The organism is Streptomyces sp. NPDC001617 (assembly GCF_053596855.1).
Genome location: NZ_JBSFHA010000028.1, coordinates 40,326 through 57,713 on the forward strand (window position 1 = coordinate 40,326; position 17,388 = coordinate 57,713).

The following is a 17,388-nucleotide window of genomic DNA, read 5'->3' on the forward strand; positions in this document are numbered from 1 at the left end:
GCTACTCCTCAGTCTGCGTCGGCACAGTCGCCGAACGCCGAGAGTGGGTCCTCCCACTCGATGACGCCGACCGCACGACGTCCACGTGACTCGATCACGAGCACCGTCGCCCCCGTCGGCAGGGGATCGTCGGACCAGGCGAGGAAGGTCTCGGAGCCGCCCCGGACAGGCACCAGGACCTCGCCGGGCCCCGCTGAACCGCGGGTGCCGATGAGCACCTTCCCGATACAGCCGATCACAGCCTCGTCCTCCGGCATCACCCGGCCGACCTCCCACCTATGGCCCACGATTCCGACGATAGACCCACCAGTAGCGCGGGCCTAACACCAGGGACGATTCCAATGACGCCCTCCGTTCGTGTGACGTTCCCTACGGCACCGATTGGAAGATGGTGAACCGGCAACGCTCCCTCTCATGTCGTCGTCCGCCACCCTCGTTGCTCCCGCCCCGTCCACCGCCAGGCCTGCCCGGATCCCCTCGGCTCCCTCGTTGCCGTCCCTCACCGGGCTCAGATGGATGGCCGCCCTGCTCGTCTTCGGCCTGCACATCCACAACTTCCGCTACTTCGACGGCACCGCCCAGTCCCTCGCGACCTGGGCTTTCGGCGCCGGCGGCACCGGTGTGTCCTTCTTCTTCGTGCTGTCGGGGTTCGTGCTCATGTGGTCCGCCAGGCCCGGCGACCGCGCCCCCGCCTTCTGGAGACGGCGCGTCGCCCGCATCCTGCCGGTGCACCTGGTCACCGCCGCGGTCGCACTGCTCATGGCCTGGACGCTGCCCCATCTGGCGCAGCCGACCCTGGGCCAGGGCGTGGCGAACGTCCTGCTCGTCCACTCCTGGTGGCGCCCCTGGTGGCAGACCCTGGACCCGGTCAGCTGGTCACTGGCCTGCGAGGCCTTCTTCTACGCCGCCTTCCCGCTGCTCGCGCTGCTGCTCCGCCGGCTCGGTGCCCGCGGGGCGGCGGCGCTGGCCGGGGTCTCGCTGCTCGCGGTCTTCGTGCTGGCCTGGGCGGACGCCCACCACTGGTTCTCGCAGCCGCTCTACTCCCTGCCCGCCGCCCGGCTGCCCGAGTTCGTGATCGGCGCCGCCGTCGCCCGGCTGGTACTGCTCGACCGCTGGCGTGGACCGGGCCTGGAGGCCTCGCTCGCCCTGGCGGTCATCGGCTACTTCCTGGTCCCGCAGGTGACCCCCGGCTACCCGGCCACCACCTGCACCGTCATCGGCTTCGCCCTGCTCATCCCGGCGGCGGCCGTCGCCGACCTGCACGGACTGCCCTCCCTGTGGCGGCACCGGCGCATGGTGCGGCTCGGGGAGTTGTCGTTCGCCTTCTACATGGTCCATCTGCTGGTGCTGCGGGCGGGCACCGGCCTGCTGGGCGCCCGCCCCGGCTTCGGGGTGGTCGAGGGCCTGGCGGTCACGGTCGTGGCCTTCACCGTGTCCCTGGGACTGGCGTGGGTGCTGTACGAGGCGGTCGAGCGCCCCGCACGGCGGCTGCTGCTCCGCCGGCGTACGAATGAACCAATGAAGAGATGAATGACTCTTCATGTGTTCCTGTATGGTGAGCCGGTGACCTCGACCCTCACCCCGCCCCGCCATGCCCCCGCTCCCGACGCCCCCGCACCCCGGCGCCGCACCCGCTTCCTCGCCCTCCCCGAGATGCGCTGGGCGCTCGCCGCGACCGCCTGCTTCCTGCCGGCGCTGCCGCTGCAGTTGACGGGGCAGTCGGCGTGGCTCTGGGGGCCGTTGTACGCGCTGGCGTATGTCACCGGGGGCTGGGAGCCGGGCTGGGAGGGGCTCAAGGCGCTGGCGGAGCGGACCCTCGACGTCGATCTGCTGATGGTCGTCGCCGCGCTCGGCGCCGCCGCGATCGGGCAGGTCGTGGACGGTGCTCTGCTGATCGTCATCTTCGCGACCTCGGGCGCCCTGGAGGCGCTGGCCACCGCCCGCACCGCCGACTCGGTGCGCGGTCTGCTCGACCTGGCACCGGCCGGCGCGACCCGGCTGGCCCCGGACGGCTCCGAACAGGCCGTACCGGCCGAGGCGTTGACGGTCGGCGACCTCGTTCTCGTACGGCCGGGGGAGCGCGTCGGCGCCGACGGACTGGTACTGGGCGGGGCGAGCGAGGTCGACCAGGCGTCCATCACCGGTGAGCCGCTGCCCGTCGCCAAGGAGCCCGGCGACCCGGTGTTCGCGGGGACCGTCAACGGCACGGGTGCGCTGCGCGTCCGCGTCGAACGGGACGCCTCCGACTCGGTCATCGCCCGGATCGTCCGCATGGTCGAGGAGGCGTCCGAGACCAAGGCACCCACCCAGCTGTTCATCGAGAAGGTCGAACAGCGCTACTCGCTCGGCATGGTGGCGGCCACGCTCGCCGTCTTCCTCGTCCCGCTCGTCTTCGGCGACGACCTGAAGGGGGCGCTGCTGCGGGCCATGACCTTCATGATCGTGGCCTCGCCCTGCGCGGTCGTACTGGCCACCATGCCGCCCCTGCTGTCCGCCATCGCCAACGCCGGACGGCACGGTGTGCTGGTCAAGTCCGCGGTGGTGATGGAGCGGCTCGGACAGGTCGACGCGGTCGCGCTGGACAAGACGGGCACGCTGACCGAGGGCGTGCCCCGGGTGACGGACGTGCGGCCGCTGCCCGGATCCGGCCTCGGGGAGCGGGAGCTGACGGCCCTCGCGGCATCGGCCGAGCACCCCGGCGAGCATCCGCTGGCGCGGGCGGTGGTGCAGGCGGCGCGTGAGCGGGGGCTGCCGCTGGCACCGGCGGAGGACTTCGACTCCACGCCGGGAGTGGGGGTGACGGCGACGGTCGAGGGGCGGCGGGTCGCCGTGGGGGCTCCGGGGCGACTGCTCGGCGGTGCGACGAACGCCGAAGCCGCACGCGACGGCGCCCGCGGTGGCGATGGCGTGTCCGACAGCGCGGGCGGTGCTGCCGCCGCACACGCCATCGCCCTCGCCGCCGAACTGGAGGCGTGCGGCCGCACCGCCGTCCTCGTCGTCTCCGACGGCACCCCCGCAGGCCTCCTCGGCCTCGCCGACCGCCTGCGCCCGGACGCCGCCGCCACCGTCGGCTCCCTCACCGGCCTCACCGGCACCGCCCCCATCCTGCTGACCGGTGACCACGCGCGCGCCGCCGCCCACTTGGCCGCCGAGGTCGGCATCGAGGACGTCCGCGCAGGGCTGTTGCCGCAGCACAAGGCGGACGCGGTAAGGGAGTTGGAGGGCGCCGGGCGCAAGGTGCTGGTCGTCGGGGACGGTGTCAACGACGCCCCCGCCCTGGCCGCGGCTCACGCGGGCATCGCCATGGGCCGGGCCGGTTCCGACCTGGCGCTGGAGACCGCGGACGCGGTGATCGTGCGCGACGAACTCGCCACGGTACCCGCGGTGATCGCCCTCTCCCGCCGGGCCCGGCGACTGGTGGTGCAGAACCTCGTCATCGCCGGGGTCTTCATCGCGGGCCTGGTCGCCTGGGATCTTGTCGGCGCCCTGCCCCTGCCGCTCGGCGTCGCCGGCCACGAGGGCTCGACGGTCCTCGTCGGGCTGAACGGGCTGCGCCTGCTGTCGTACGAATTCAAGGACCCTGATCGACCGGAATAGCAGGTCGGCCGAGATACCGGAGATTTACCTGGCGCCCGCGGAATTCACGTCCCCGGCGTCGGACTCGCCGAATTCCGTAATCAGTTCATGGAAGAGGTCGTGCACCGCGAGTGCCGGTTCCGACAGCGGCTGACTGTCGGACGTGCACAGAGACAGCTTGACCGTGATCGTCGGCTCGACGATCCGCCGTACCACCAGATTCCGTACGTCCAGGATCGCCCGCGCCGCCGACCAGGGCAGCACCGTCGCCCCCAGGTCGGCGCCGACCGCGCTGACCAGGGTCAGCACCGACTCGATCTCCCCGACCACCCGCGGTGTCAACGAGGCCTGCTGGAAGGCGCCGTCGACCACCTGCCGGATGGTGTGGATACGGCTCGGCAGCAACAGGCCCACGTCGGCCAGTGCCTCCAGCGGGACGTCGCCCGCGCCGGGCGGCACGGACGCGCCGGGCGCGGCGATGAGGAACAGGTCCTCCGTGCGCAGCGGCTCGAACTGCACACCGCGCAGCGGCCCGGCGCCGTAGATGAACGCCATGTCCATCCGGCCCGTCATGATCGCCTCGCTGATGACACCGCCGAAGTTCTCGTTGATGTGGAGAAGGATGTCCGGGTAGCGCCGCCGCACGCTGGTCAGCAGGGGCAGCGCGAGGGCGGCGCCCATGCTGTACGGGGCCAGACCGACGGAGACGTTGCCGGCGGGCGCCCGCCCCGAGACGTCGACCGCCGCGTGGGCCAGCTCGACCTGGCGCAGGATGAGCTGGGCGTGCCGGTACAGCGCACGGCCCGCCTCGGTCGGAGCGACCCCGCGCTTGCTGCGGATCAGCAGCTGCTGCTTGAACTGGCCCTCCAGCGCGGAGAGCTGCTGGCTGAGGGCGGGCTGCGCGATGTGCAGGATGTCGGCCGCGCGCGTGATGCTCCCGGCATCCACGATCTTCACGAACGAGTAGAGACGCCTGGTGTCCATGCGCGGGCCTTCCAGCTGGGGCGGGGCCTCATCGTAGGGGCCGGATCGCGGGACCGGCCCCGAGGCGCCGGACGCCCGGTCATAGCGAGCGGTGATTGCGTCACGCAGAACCCGTATTTGTCGCAACGTGCCGTTGGTATTACGTTCACCGAAACGCGGATTTCCGGCCGACCCGACCGGAACTCGCCAGTGCATTCACGGGAATTGCAACGGCCTTTTTCTGATGCTGTGTTCTCCCTCGACATGCCGTTTCTTCCAAGCGCCCGGAGGATCTCATGACGCACACGGTGGATCTCGTGGCCGACCTCGGAGAGGGGTTCGGTGCCTACACGATGGGTGACGACGAGGCGCTGCTCGATGTGCTGACCTCGGCGAACATCGCGTGCGGGTTCCACGCGGGCGATCCGCGGATCATGGACGCCACCGTCCGCCACTGTGTGCGGCGCGGTGTCGCCGTGGGCGCGCACCCCAGCTTTCCGGACCTCGTCGGGTTCGGCCGCCGTGCCATGGACCTCACCCCGGACGAGGTCCGCACCGACGTGCTCTACCAGGTCGGCGCGCTCCAGGCCTTCGCGGCGGCGCACGGCACCCGGGTCCGGCACATCGCCCCGCACGGCCGGCTCGGCAACCTGGTCGCCGTCCGCCCGGACTACGCGGCCGCCGTGGCCGATGCCGTCGCCTCCCTCGACCCGTCGCTGATCGTGCTGGCCCAGGACGGCGAGCTCGCCGACGCGGCACGCGCGCGTGGCCTGCGCGTCGGCATCGTCGGGATCGCCGACCGGGCCTACCGGGACGACGGCACCCTGGTGCCCAGGAGCGAGCCCGGCGCCGTCATCCACGACGAGACGGAGATCGCCGAGCGCACCGTCCGCATGGTCACCGAGGGCGTCATCCGCAGCGTCGGCGGCCACGACCTCCCCGTCCGCTGCGACACCGTACTGCTGCACGGCGACACCCCCGGCTCGGTCGACCTCGCGCACCGCATCCGGGACGAACTCCTCGCCGCGGGCGTCAAGTTCACGGCCCTCACCGACGTACTGGACGGCCGCGATGACTGAGCCGGACGGCGACGTGGTGATCGTCGACTGCGGTGACTCGGCCGTCGTGGCCCGCGCCGTGAGCCGGGACGCGGAGCGCGACTGGCGGCTCGTGCACGCCCTCGCGGACGCCTTCGACGCGGTCCGGCTCGACGGGATTCAGGGGACCGTACCGACGTACGACGCACTCCTCGTCGAGTTCGACTGCACCCGTACCGACCACGACACGGTACGGCGTGTGCTGCGGCGCGAGGCCGACCGGCTGGGGGAGCGGCCGGAACCGGCCGTCGCGCCCCGGCGGTTCGTCGTCCCCGTCGTGTACGGCGGCGAGTACGGCCCCGATCTGCCGGTCGTGGCCGGGCAGTTGGGGCTCACCGAGCAGGAGGTCGTGGAACTGCACTCGGCCTCCGATCTGACGGTCCGCTGTCTCGGCGCCCCGGCCGGCGCCCCGATGATGGACGGCCCCGCGTTCCCGCGGCCGGTGCCCCGACTGGCCTCACCGCGGACGCGCGTCCTTCCAGGGTCGGTCGCGGTGGCCGGCCGGCAGGCGGTCATCTGCCCGATGCCGTCGCCCGGCGGCTGGCCGCTGCTCGGCCGTACGCCGTTGTCGGTGCTCGACCTCGACGCCGACCCGCTGACCCCGTACCGCCCGGGGGACACCTTCCGCTTCCACCCGATCAGCCCCGACGAGTGGGACGACCACACCGGACGGTCCCTGGCGGCGGCCCATGGCTGACACCCTCACCGTCCATCGCGCCGGCCTCGCCACCGTGCAGGACCTGGGCCGCCCAGGACGCTCCCGCTACGGTCTGCCCGCCAACGGCGCCCTCGACCAGCACTCGGCCCGCGTCGCCAACGTGCTCTGCGGCAACGAGGAGCACGCACCCCTGATCGAGATCACCGCCCTCGACTTCGGCTGTACCCCCTCGACCGACATCCTCATCGCGCTGACCGGCGCACCGGCGGACCTGACGGTCGACGGTGTGGCCCGCCCCCAGTGGGAACCGATCTCCGTCCGCCGCGGCCAGACCGTCCGCATCACCGGCATCCGACTCGGCATCCGCGTCTACCTGGCCGTCCTCGGCTCGGTCAACACACCCTTTCTGCAAGGCAGTTGCGCCCCCGACACCATCCTCGGCTTCGGCCACGCCCTGCGCGACGGCGACGAACTCGCCCTGCGTACCCCCTGCCCGCCCCTCGACCACCCCCACTTCCGTATCCCCCTTTTCCGACTCCAAGTCCCCGTCCACCACTTCGACCCCACCTGGACCATCGACGTCACCGACGGCCCCGACCTCGCCGAGTTCGGCGACACCGCGGAACGGCTCTTCCGGGAGCCGTACACCGTGAGCCCGCAGAGCAACCACATCGGCCTGCGCCTGGGTGGGGAGGTGCCGCGCCGGGTGGCGACCGGCGAGGTGCTCTCGCGCGGGGTCCCCGTCGGAGCCGTCGAGGTGCCCACGGGCGACGAACTCCTCGTCCTGCACCGAGGGCGCGGTGTCACCGCCGGCTACCCCGTCCTCGCGGTCGTCACCGCGACCGGACTGTCCCTCCTCGGGCAGGCCGGGCCCGGCCGCACCCTCCGCTTCCGCCGCCGCACGATCACCGAGGCCGTGGCCGCCCACCGGGCGCAACGGCACGCCGTGGACGCCCTGAAGACACGTGTGCGCACGGTCTTCGAGGCCCTGCGCATCCCCGTCCCCGCAACCCCCTAGACCCGGCACCCGCACAGAGCTGTGAGCAATGCAGTCCCCGCCCCTCCTCCAGACAGGAGACGCCACATGAGTACCGTGGCAGCCGCTCAGCCGGTCCCCAACACAGTCGACCCCAGAACGGCCAGGAAGGTCACCCTCGCCGGCTGCGTCGGCATCTTCGCCGAGCTCTACGACAACGGCATCTTCGGCTTCATGGCCGGCACGCTGGCCGCCGTCTTCTTCCCCGGCACGGACAACGCCACCGCCGTCCAGTTCGTCTTCCTCGGCTACGCCGTCTCGTTCTTCTTCCGCCCGCTCGGCGGCATCATCTGCGGCCACCTCGGCGACCGCATCGGCCGGCAGCGGATGCTGGTCTTCGTCATCATGCTGATCAGCGTCGCGACGGCGGCGATCGGTATCCTGCCCTCGCACGCGAGCATCGGCATCGCGGCACCGATCCTGCTGATCCTCCTGCGGGTCGCGCAGGGCTTCTCGGTCGGCGGCGAGGCATCCGGCGCGATGAGCTTCCTCGCCGAACACGCCCCCGAGGGCAAGCGCGGCCAGTACACCAGCTACGCCCAGATCGCCTCGTTCCTCTCCCTGCTGACCGGCACGCTCATCGCCGCCGCCATGACCAGCGGCCTGGGCGCGGACCGCATGGAGGCGTGGGGCTGGCGCATCCCGTTCCTGCTGGCGATCCCGCTCGGCATCACCGGCATCTACATCCGCAAGCGGATCAGCGACACTCCCAACTTCACCCGTCTGCAAGAAGGCGGCGGCCTCGCGAAGAACCCCCTCAAGGAGGCCTTCTCCTCGGCCGAGCACCGCCGCGCGATGCTGCTCGCGCTGTTCATCCCGCTCATGAACGGCTCCGGCTACTACGTCCTGTTCAGCTACATGCCGACCTTCATGAACACCGAACTGCACTTCAGCAAGGTGCAGGGCCTGCTCGTCACCGCGACCAGCCTGGTGGCCATCTCGATCGCGATCCCGTACATGGGCCGCCTCTCCGACCGGATCGGCCGCAAGAAGGTCCTCGCGGGCGCCGCGATCGCCATGGCCGCGGCGGGAGTTCCCTGTTACCTGCTCATAGGCACCGGCAGCGTCCCGCTCGCCATCGTCGGCGCCTGTGTCATGGCGGTCATCTTCGCCGGGCACACCGGGGTCATCCACATCCTGCTCGTCGAGCTCTTCCCGACCCGCGTCCGCTACTCCGCCTACGGCCTCGGCTACAACGTCTCCGCCGCCCTCTTCGGCGGCACGGCGCCCCTGCTGATGACGTACCTCATCGACAAGACCGGCAACACCAACATGCCCGCCTTCTACGCCGTCCTCACCGCCCTCGGCACGCTCCTCGCGGTCTCCCGGGTTGAGGACAGGGCTCACCTGCCACTGCGCGACGCGTAACCCCCACCTCCCTCACCCCCCACCCCCGACTCCCAGGAGACAAACCCACATGCCCTTCTCCGACTACAGGACCGCCCTGGTGACCGGTGCCTCCACCGGGATCGGCGCGGAGGTCGTCGAGCGGCTGGCCAAACAAGGGCTCCAGGTCCATGCCGTCGCCCGTAACGCCGAGCGCCTCGACGACCTCGCCCGGCGCACGGGCTGCGTCCCGCACGCCGTCGACATCACCGACACCGCGGCGCTCACCTCGGCGGTGGCCGGACTGGAGATCGACGTCCTCGTCAACAACGCCGGGGTCTCCCGCACCGGGAACATCCTCACCGCCGACGAGTTCGCCGTCGACGAGCAGATCGCCGTCAACATCCAGGCGGTGCTGCATCTGGTACGGCTGCTCATGCCGGGGATGGTCGAGCGCGACCGCGGCCACATCGTCAACATCAGCTCGATCGCAGGGGTCTACAACTTCGGCGGCAACACGATCTACCACGCCACCAAAGCCGCCGTGCACACCCTCTCGCGCCAGCTCCGGGTCGACGGCTACGGCCGCCGGATCCGGGTCACCGAGATCTGCCCCGGCCGGGTGGAGACGGAGATCTTCGGCCGGCTCCTCGGCGACATGGAGGAGGCCCAACGCCAGTTCTACGACGGCTACGAGTCCCTCAAGCCCGAGGACATCGCCGACGCCATCGAGTTCGCGGTCGGCTCGCCCCGCCACGTGAACATCGGGCACATCGAGATCCTGCCGACCTTCCAGGTGCCCGGCGGGCTCAACTTCGAGAGGAGGGCCGACTGATGACGACCGCTCAGCGCGTACGACGCATCAAGCCCTCCCCGAGCACGGCCGCCGCCCAGCGCGTCCGTGAACTCAAGGCGCAGGGGCTGCAGATCCTCGACCTCACCGTCGGCGAACCCGACTTCGACACCCCGGACCATGTGAAGGCCGCCGCGATCGAGGCCATCCGGCACGGCGAGACCAAGTACACGCCGGTCAACGGCACACCCCAACTCCGCGACGCCATACGGCAGAAGCTCAGGGAACGGCACGGACTGGACTACCCGGCCGACCGGATCGCGGTCGGCGGGGGAGCCAAGCAGGTCATCTTCCTCGCCCTGATGGCCACGGTGGACACGGGCGACGAGGTGATCGTCCCGGCGCCGTACTGGGTGTCGTACCCGGACATGGTCCTCGCCAACGACGGCACCCCGGTCGTCGTCGACTGCCCGGAGACGGACGGCTTCAAGCTCACCCCGCGGCGCCTGGAGTCGGCGCTCAATGACCGCACCCGCTGGCTGATCCTCAACGCCCCGAGCAATCCCACCGGCGCCGCCTACACCACCGCCGAACTCCAAGCGCTGGCCCAGGTGTTGCTCGCCCACCCGCACGTCCAGGTCCTCACGGACGAGATCTACGACGAGATCTGGTACGAGCCCGGCGAGGTCCCGAGCCTCGCCGCCGTCGAACCCCGCCTGGCCGACCGGGTGTTCCTCACCAACGGTGTCTCCAAGACGTACGCCATGACCGGCTGGCGCATCGGCTACGGCGCCGGGCCCGCCGAACTGGTCGCGGCCGTCAACGCGTTGCAGTCCCAGATCTCCTCCTGCCCGTCCTCGATCAGCCAGGCCGCCGCCACCGCCGCACTCACCGGCGACCAGACCTTCGTACGCGACTGTGTGGCCGTCTACCGCGGGCGCCGTGACCTGACGGTGAAGCTGGTCGACGACATCCCGGGCCTGTCCTGCACCGCACCGAGCGGCGGCTTCTACGCGTTCGTCAACTGCACCGGCGTACAAGGCAAGTCGACTCCCGAGGGCGCGGAGATCCGCTCCGACGAGGACTTCGCCCGGTACCTCCTGGAGTCGCAGCGGGTGGCGGTCATCCACGGTGGCGCGTACGGGGCGCCGGGCTACGTCCGCATCTCGTTCGCGACCTCCACCGAGGTCCTCACCGAGGCCTGCGAACGCGTCGCCCGCGCCTGTGCCGACCTGTCCTGAAGGAGCGACATGATCCGCGTCAACACCAAGTTCGACCGCCCGGACCGGGCCCTGGTCGAGCAGCTCGGCACGTACTCCGCCGCCACCGTCCACGAGGCGCAGGGCAGGCTCGGCGCCCTCGACTCGACGATCAAACCGGTCGACCGTGCGATGTCCCTGTGCGGGCCCGCCTTCACGGTGCGCTGCGCCCCGCGCGACAACATCATGCTGCAGGTCGCCATCGCCCACGCTCAGCCCGGCGACGTCATCGTGGTCTCCGCCGGCGAGTACGCCGAGGCGGGCTCCTTCGGCGACGTGCTCGCCAACGCGTGCGTGGCGAAGGGCATCGCGGGGCTCGTCACCGACACCGGCGTCCGGGACACACAGGAGCTGCGCGCCCTCGGGTTCCCGGTGTTCTCCTACAGCGTCTGTATGAAGGGGACCGTGAAGGAGACCGTCGGCCCGATGGCCGAACCGGTGCTGATCGGCGGCGAGTTGGTCCGTCCCGGAGACGTGGTGCGGGCCGACGCCGACGGTGTCGTGGTGGTCCGGCGTGAGGACGTGGCCGACGTGATCCGCAGGTCTCGGGAGCGCGTGGAGGCCGAGGACGCCTACATCGCCGCCTACCGCTCCGGGAAGAGCGTCATCGAGGTCAGCAACCTCGCCGCCGTGCTGGAGGCGAAGGGGCTGGTCATCGAGGGGTAGCCGTGGGGCGAGCCGCCGGCCCCGGCAGGACCGTGACCTCGGACGGGGAGAGCGGGGTGTGGTCGTCGGGGCACTCGACCACGACGCGCACCGGGGAGCCGCAGTCGCTGTGCCGGAGGTCCAGGACCGGGCCCTCGGGGTCGGCGACGTACGTCTCGCCCCACTGCCGCAGCGCCACCAGGACCGGCCACAGATCGCGGCCCTTGGCGGTCAGCCGGTACTCGTGCCGGGTCCGGCTGCCCCGCTCCTGGTACGGCACGCTCTGCAGGATTCCGGCCGCCACCAGCTTCCGCAGCCGGTCGGCGAGGACCGCCTCGGAGAGACCCACATGGCGGCGGAAGTCGTCGAAGCGGCGCACGCCGTTGAAGGCGTCGCGCAGGATCAGCAGCGTCCACTTCTCGCCGACCAGGTCGAGTGTGCGCTGGACCGGGCAGTTCTCGGTGCTCATGTCGAGCCACTTCATACCGTCATCGTAGGGCACCTGGCTTCGACATTGACAGTCAGCTGCGGCGAGAGCTAGCTTCGACAAGCAGAGTCAGCCATGGAGTCATGGGTCAGGGAGGAAGCGCCGGCGCATGGAACGCTCTCGTACGTACGACTGGGACGACCCCGCGATCTCCGCGGCCGCCGTCGGTGAGGGCTCCGGCCTGCACTTCCTCCGGGAGATCCTCGCGGGGCGCCTTCCCGCGCCGCCGATCGCCGCCACGCTGGGCATGGACCTCGAAGAGGTGAACCACGGGCACGTGGTGTTCTCCCTGGCCCCCGGCGAGGAGCACTACAACCCCATCGGCAGCGTCCACGGAGGCATCTACGCGACGATGCTCGACTCGGCGACCGGCTGCGCGGTCCAGTCGACCCTGCCGCAGGGTATGGCGTACACCTCGCTCGACCTGACCGTGAAGTTCCTGCGGCCGGTCACCGCCGACACGGGCAAGGTCCGCGCCGTAGGGCGCGTCCTGAGCAGCGGCCGCCGCACCGCCCTCGCCGAGGCGCAGCTCCTCGATCCGGCCGACCGCCTCCTCGCGCACGCCACCAGCAGCTGCATGCTGTTCCCGGTGCCGGGAGCCTGACCGCCGACTCCCCTACGGTTCAGCCCTGTTGCTGCCGGTCGTCCATGCCGGCCATCAGCGCCTGGTGGCTGCGGCGGACGTACGACTCGACCTTGGCCGGCTGGTCCTGGAGGGCGAGCGGGCCCAACTCCGTCGATTCGTCGAGCGGATCGGCGATGCGGATGGTGGCGGCACGGGCCGTCACGCGGTCGAGTACCTCGTCGTAGACGTCCTCCATGCTGGAGGGCGAGATGGTCTACGGTCACGGCAAGTCCAGCTACATCCTGCGCCCCGGCGACGCCCTCCAGTTCGACGGCGAGGCGCCGCACGGCCCGGAGACACTGCTCGAACTCCCCATCCGCTTCCTCACCGTGACGGCCTTCGGGGACAGCCCGCACCACTGAGCCCACACCGAAGCTGCGCGACGGTCACGCCACCATCCTCGGCGCCCTCGACGTCGTCGGCATCCACCCGGTCGGCGGTATCACCGGCACCCCGCTCGTGGGCCTGCCGGCCACCTCCGACGCCCCCAACGGCGTCGACGTCCACCTGCACGCCGAGAGCGCGTACGACCTCGCACATCCGCCGGTCACCGCCAGGGCCCCCGAGCCGGCGGCCGCCGGATGGGGAAGTCGCCCCTCCGCCACACAGCCATTGCGGGACCGTCCGGCACGCCCGAGGCTGGGAACGGTGCCGGGCTACGAGGAGGCTGCGATGGTGGCGGACAGCGGCGCGACAGACGCCGAACGGCAGCGGCTCGCGGAGGCCGACGCATCCGGGACGGCATGGCGCCGCTGGGGCCCGTACCTCAGCGAACGCCAGTGGGGCACCGTCCGCGAGGACTACAGCCCCGGCGGCGACGCCTGGTCGTACTTCACCCACGACCAGGCACGCTCCCGCGCCTACCGGTGGGGCGAGGACGGCATCGCCGGCGTCAGCGACGACAAACAGCGGCTCTGCTTCGCACTCGCCCTGTGGAACGGCCGCGATCCCCTCCTCAAGGAGCGGATGTTCGGCCTGACCAACCAGGAGGGCAACCACGGCGAGGACGTCAAGGAGTACTACTTCTACCTGGACTCGACGCCCACGCACTCGTACATGAAGTACCTCTACAAGTATCCGCAGGGCGAGTTCCCCTACGCCGACCTCGTCGACACCAACAAGGCGCGCGACCGCCACGACTTCGAGTACGAACTCCTCGACACCGGCGTCTTCGACGAGAACCGCTACTACGACGTCTTCGTCGAGTACGCCAAGGCCGGCCCCGAGGACCTCCTGATCGAGATCACCGCCCACAACCGCGGCCCCGACGAGGCCACCCTGCACCTCCTGCCGACCCTCTGGTTCCGGCACACCTGGTCCTGGGCCGGCGGCACCGCCGTGCCCGGCCTCCGGTACACCGGCACCGCGATCCGCGCCGACCACGAGGAACTCGGCCCGCGCTGGCTGTACTGCGACACCGACGCCCCCGCCCTCTTCACCGGGAACGAGACCGACAACGAGCGCATCTTCGGCAGCCCCAACACCAGCCCGTACGTCGAGGACGGCATCGACCGCTGTGTCGTCCACGGCGACACCGCGGCCGTGAACCCGGCTCAGACCGGCACCAAGGCCGCCCTGCACAGCGTGCTGACGGTTCCCGCCGGTGAGAGCGTGACCGTCCGGCTGCGCCTGAGCGACCGTGAACTCGCCGAGCCCTGGGGCGAGTTCGGCACGACGATGGACGTGCGCCGCACCGAGGCCGACGCCTTCTACGAGAGCGTCCTCCCGGACGGCATGGGCGAGGACGAGCGGCGCGTCGTACGACAGGCCCTCGCCGGGATGCTGTGGAGCAAGCAGTACTACTACCTCGACGTCGAGCGCTGGCTCGCCGAGCACGGCGTCGACCCGCTCTCCGCCGACCCGAGCATCCGCAACAGCGCCTGGTACCACATGGTCAACGACGCGGTGATGTCGATGCCGGACACCTGGGAGTACCCCTGGTTCGCGGCCTGGGACCTCGCCTTCCACACCATCGCCCTGTCCATGGTCGACATCGCCTTCGCCAAGACCCAGCTGGAACTCCTGCTGCGACGCCTGTACCTGCACCCCAACGGCCAGATCCCGGCGTACGAATGGAACTTCGGCGACGTCAACCCGCCCGTCCACGCCTGGGCGACCCTCTTCGTCTACGAGTTGGAGAAGCACCGCACCGGCCGCGCCGACCGCGCCTTCCTGGAGAACGCCTACCAGAAGCTGATCAAGAACTTCACCTGGTGGCTCAACCGCAAGGACGTCGACGGCAACAACGTCTTCCAGGGCGGCTTCCTCGGCCTCGACAACATCGGCGTCTTCGACCGCAGCGCCCCGCTGCCCACCGGCGGCCACATCGACCAGGCCGACGGCACCGCCTGGATGGCCCTGTACTGCCAGAACCTCCTGGACATCGCCATCGAACTCGCCGTCGACAACCCGGTCTACGTCGAGCAGGCGCAGATGCTCTTCGAGCACTTCGCGTGGATCGCCGTCGCCATGAACCGCATCGGCAAGGACAACGCCAGCCTCTGGGACGAGGAGGACGGCTTCTTCTACGACGTCCTGCGCCTGCCCGACGGCAGCGCGTCCCGGTTGAAGGTGCGGTCCCTGGTCGGCTTGATTCCGCTGGCGGCGACCAGTGTGATCGGCGGCCGGACGGACCAGAGCTTCCCCGAACTGGTCGAGGGCGCAAAGGAGTTCATCCGACGGCACCCGGCCGTCGAGGCCTTCGTCGACCAGAACGTCAACGCGGACCCCAACACGGACGGCCGGTATCTCTTCGCCCTGTTCGGCGAGGACCGGCTGCGCCGCATCCTGGCCCGGATGCTCGACGAGGACGAGTTCCTGGGCCCGCACGGCATCCGCTCCCTGTCCCGCTACCACGCCGAGCACCCGTACCACTTCGAGGTGCACGGCGAGACGTACGGCGTCGGGTATCTGCCCGCCGAGTCCGACTCCGGCATGTTCGGCGGCAACTCCAACTGGCGCGGCCCGGTGTGGTTCCCGATGAACCTCCTGATGATCCGTGCCCTGCTCAACCTGCACGGCTACCACGGCCCCGACTTCACCGTGGAGTGCCCGACCGGCTCCGGGCGGCAGCTGAACCTCTACGAGGTCGCCCGCGAGATCGCCGACCGCCTCACCGCGACCTTCCTGCGCGGCGAGGACGGTCACCGGCCCGTGCACGGCGCACAGGAGAAGTTCGCCAAGGACCCGCACTGGAAGGACCTGATCCTCTTCTACGAGTACTTCCACGGCGACAACGGCGCCGGCCTCGGCGCCTCCCACCAGACCGGCTGGACCGGCCTGGTGGCGGCCACCGCCACGGTGTTCCACTCCATCAGCGCCGACGAGTGGCACCGCGGCGGCCGGACGGCCCTGAAGCCCAAGGAGGAACAGCCGGCGGAGGAGCGGGCCATGGACGAGCGGTTCACGGTCGACGAGGAGGAGCCGTTCTCATGACGGTGATCTACGAGATCAACACCCTGGTATGGGTACGGGAGTTGAGCGCGCGCTACGGCCGCCCCGTCACCCTGGGCGACGTCCCCGGCGAGGCCTGGGACGAGGTGGCCCGGCCCGGCATCGACACCGTCTGGCTGATGGGTGTCTGGGAGCGCAGCCCGGCCGGCCTCGCCATCGCCCTGCGGGACGCCTCCCTGCTCGCCTCCTTCCGCGCGGCGCTGCCCGACCTCACCGACGCGGACCTCGCCGGCTCCGCCTACTGCGTCCGGAACTACGTCGTCGACGAGACCCTCGGCGGACCGGCGGGACTGGCCGAGGCCCGCGCCCAACTCGCCTCCCGCGGCCTCAGGTTGATCCTCGACTACGTCCCCAACCACGTGGCCCCCGACCACCCCTGGCTCATCGACCACCCCGAACGCCTCATCCAGGGCACCCCGGAGGACCTGACCGGCTCACCCGGGGCCTTCCTCGAAGCCGGCGGACGGATCTACGCCAACGGCCGCGACCCCTACTTCGCCCCCTGGCACGACGTGGTCCAACTCAACGCGTTCAGCGAGGAGTTGCGCACCGCCGCCGTCGACACCCTCGTCTCCATCGGCGACCAGGCCGACGGCGTGCGCTGCGACATGGCGATGCTGCTCATGAACGATGTCTTCGCCAAGACCTGGGGCGACCGCGCCGGACCGCAACCCGTCGAGGACTTCTGGCCGCAGGTGATCCCGCACGTCCGCGCCCGCCACCCGGACCTCCTCTTCGTCGCCGAGGCCTACTGGGACCTCGAATGGGCCCTGCAACAACAGGGCTTCGACCACTGCTACGACAAACGCCTCTACGACCGGCTCCTGCACGAGAGCGCCGACCCCACCCGCGCCCACCTCCAGGCCGACCTCACCTACCAGCGCGGCCTGGTCCGCTTCCTGGAGAACCACGACGAACCCCGCGCCGCCGCCACCCTCCCGCCCGACCGGCACCGCGCGGCGGCCGTCACCGTCGCCACCCTGCCCGGCGCCACCCTCTGGCACGAGGGCCAGTTCGAGGGCCGCACGGTCCGCCCGCCCGTCTTCCTCTCGCGCCGACCGCAGGAACCCGTCGACGAACAACTGCGCGCCTTCTACGACCGGTTGCTCCCGGCGGCGGCCGCCGTGCGAGACGGCGACTGGCGCCTGCTCACCGTCATCGGCTGGCCGGACAACGACACCCACCACAACCTGCTCGCCTGGAGCTGGACCGGCACCGACACCCGCCACCTGGTGATCGTCAACTTCTCCGACACCCCGGCCCAGGGACAGGTTCCCCTGCCCTGGCCCGACCTGGCCGGCCGGCCGCACCGCCTCACCGACCTGCTCACGAACCAGACGTACGACCGCGACGGCGACGCGCTGCTCGCCCCCGGCCTCTTCGTCGACCTGCCCGCCTGGCAGGCCCATGTGCTCACCCTGACCTGAACCGGGGCCGTGATAGACAGCGACCATGACCCACGCACCCACC

The 17,388-nt window shown here is 70.9% G+C and carries 17 protein-coding genes; 13 read left to right on the forward strand and 4 right to left on the reverse strand.

Features of this window, described 5'->3' with window-relative positions; all coding sequences use genetic code 11:
* Positions 1 to 8 precede the first annotated feature (8 nt).
* A complete protein-coding gene (locus tag ACWC09_RS22065; protein WP_450852338.1) occupies positions 9 to 257 on the reverse strand; it encodes a hypothetical protein in 249 nt (82 codons plus the stop codon).
* 157 nt (positions 258 to 414) lie between these two features.
* On the opposite strand from ACWC09_RS22065, the gene ACWC09_RS22070 reads away from it, so the two are divergent.
* Both ACWC09_RS22070 and ACWC09_RS22075 read left to right on the forward strand, forming a co-directional pair.
* Positions 415 to 1,530 (forward strand): acyltransferase family protein, encoded by a 1,116-nt coding sequence (locus tag ACWC09_RS22070; RefSeq protein ID WP_450852270.1) that lies wholly within the window; start codon positions 415 to 417, stop codon positions 1,528 to 1,530.
* 33 nt (positions 1,531 to 1,563) lie between these two features.
* Positions 1,564 to 3,597, forward strand: coding sequence for a heavy metal translocating P-type ATPase (locus tag ACWC09_RS22075; RefSeq protein WP_450852271.1), 2,034 nt, complete (start codon positions 1,564 to 1,566; stop codon positions 3,595 to 3,597).
* 24 nt (positions 3,598 to 3,621) lie between these two features.
* On the opposite strand, the gene nac is transcribed toward ACWC09_RS22075, so the two are convergent.
* Positions 3,622 to 4,560, reverse strand: coding sequence for a nitrogen assimilation transcriptional regulator NAC (gene nac / locus ACWC09_RS22080; RefSeq protein ID WP_450852272.1), 939 nt, complete (start codon positions 4,558 to 4,560; stop codon positions 3,622 to 3,624).
* Positions 4,561 to 4,835: 275 nt separating this feature from the next.
* Here nac and ACWC09_RS22085 point away from each other — a divergent pair, with 275 nt between their 5' ends.
* The 7 genes from ACWC09_RS22085 to ACWC09_RS22115 all read left to right on the forward strand — a co-directional run bounded on the left by ACWC09_RS22085 (position 4,836) and on the right by ACWC09_RS22115 (position 11,374).
* Positions 4,836 to 5,618 (forward strand): LamB/YcsF family protein, encoded by a 783-nt coding sequence (locus tag ACWC09_RS22085; protein WP_450852273.1) that lies wholly within the window; start codon positions 4,836 to 4,838, stop codon positions 5,616 to 5,618.
* Positions 5,611 to 6,333, forward strand: a complete 723-nt coding sequence (locus tag ACWC09_RS22090; RefSeq protein WP_450852274.1) for a 5-oxoprolinase subunit B family protein — start codon at positions 5,611 to 5,613, stop codon at positions 6,331 to 6,333. Before ACWC09_RS22085 ends, ACWC09_RS22090 begins: the two co-directional genes overlap by 8 nt.
* Positions 6,326 to 7,312: a 5-oxoprolinase subunit C family protein gene (locus tag ACWC09_RS22095; RefSeq protein WP_450852275.1), complete on the forward strand. Its 987-nt coding sequence runs from the start codon at positions 6,326 to 6,328 to the stop codon at positions 7,310 to 7,312. The genes ACWC09_RS22090 and ACWC09_RS22095 overlap by 8 nt, the downstream gene beginning before the upstream one ends.
* Before the next feature lie 66 nt (positions 7,313 to 7,378).
* A complete protein-coding gene (locus ACWC09_RS22100; protein ID WP_450852276.1) occupies positions 7,379 to 8,698 on the forward strand; it encodes an MFS transporter in 1,320 nt (439 codons plus the stop codon).
* Positions 8,699 to 8,747: 49 nt separating this feature from the next.
* Positions 8,748 to 9,491: an SDR family oxidoreductase gene (locus tag ACWC09_RS22105; RefSeq protein ID WP_450852277.1), complete on the forward strand. Its 744-nt coding sequence runs from the start codon at positions 8,748 to 8,750 to the stop codon at positions 9,489 to 9,491.
* The gene (locus ACWC09_RS22110; protein ID WP_450852278.1) at positions 9,491 to 10,690 is read left to right on the forward strand and encodes an aspartate transaminase; all 1,200 of its coding nucleotides are present in this window, start codon (positions 9,491 to 9,493) and stop codon (positions 10,688 to 10,690) included. The genes ACWC09_RS22105 and ACWC09_RS22110 overlap by 1 nt, the downstream gene beginning before the upstream one ends.
* Before the next feature lie 9 nt (positions 10,691 to 10,699).
* The gene (locus ACWC09_RS22115; RefSeq protein WP_450852279.1) at positions 10,700 to 11,374 is read left to right on the forward strand and encodes a 4-carboxy-4-hydroxy-2-oxoadipate aldolase/oxaloacetate decarboxylase; all 675 of its coding nucleotides are present in this window, start codon (positions 10,700 to 10,702) and stop codon (positions 11,372 to 11,374) included.
* On the opposite strand, the gene ACWC09_RS22120 is transcribed toward ACWC09_RS22115, so the two are convergent.
* Positions 11,361 to 11,837, reverse strand: a complete 477-nt coding sequence (locus ACWC09_RS22120; protein WP_450852280.1) for a winged helix-turn-helix transcriptional regulator — start codon at positions 11,835 to 11,837, stop codon at positions 11,361 to 11,363. The two genes, ACWC09_RS22115 and ACWC09_RS22120, sit on opposite strands and share 14 nt — an antisense overlap.
* A gap of 112 nt (positions 11,838 to 11,949) precedes the next feature.
* On the opposite strand from ACWC09_RS22120, the gene ACWC09_RS22125 reads away from it, so the two are divergent.
* Complete coding sequence (locus ACWC09_RS22125) at positions 11,950 to 12,444, forward strand: PaaI family thioesterase (protein WP_450852281.1); 495 nt, start codon at positions 11,950 to 11,952, stop codon at positions 12,442 to 12,444.
* A gap of 19 nt (positions 12,445 to 12,463) precedes the next feature.
* Here ACWC09_RS22125 and ACWC09_RS22130 read toward each other — a convergent pair whose 3' ends face one another.
* Complete coding sequence (locus ACWC09_RS22130) at positions 12,464 to 12,661, reverse strand: aldehyde dehydrogenase family protein (RefSeq protein ID WP_450852282.1); 198 nt, start codon at positions 12,659 to 12,661, stop codon at positions 12,464 to 12,466.
* Between ACWC09_RS22130 and ACWC09_RS22135 the strand changes: the two genes are divergently transcribed.
* The 3 genes from ACWC09_RS22135 to ACWC09_RS22145 all read left to right on the forward strand — a co-directional run bounded on the left by ACWC09_RS22135 (position 12,660) and on the right by ACWC09_RS22145 (position 17,345).
* Complete coding sequence (locus ACWC09_RS22135) at positions 12,660 to 12,827, forward strand: hypothetical protein (RefSeq protein WP_450852283.1); 168 nt, start codon at positions 12,660 to 12,662, stop codon at positions 12,825 to 12,827. The genes ACWC09_RS22130 and ACWC09_RS22135 overlap by 2 nt on opposite strands.
* A 310-nt stretch (positions 12,828 to 13,137) precedes the next feature.
* Positions 13,138 to 15,900, forward strand: a complete 2,763-nt coding sequence (locus ACWC09_RS22140; protein WP_450852339.1) for an MGH1-like glycoside hydrolase domain-containing protein — start codon at positions 13,138 to 13,140, stop codon at positions 15,898 to 15,900.
* Positions 15,897 to 17,345 (forward strand): alpha-amylase, encoded by a 1,449-nt coding sequence (locus ACWC09_RS22145; RefSeq protein ID WP_450852284.1) that lies wholly within the window; start codon positions 15,897 to 15,899, stop codon positions 17,343 to 17,345. Before ACWC09_RS22140 ends, ACWC09_RS22145 begins: the two co-directional genes overlap by 4 nt.
* The last annotated feature ends 43 nt before the right edge of the window (positions 17,346 to 17,388 follow it).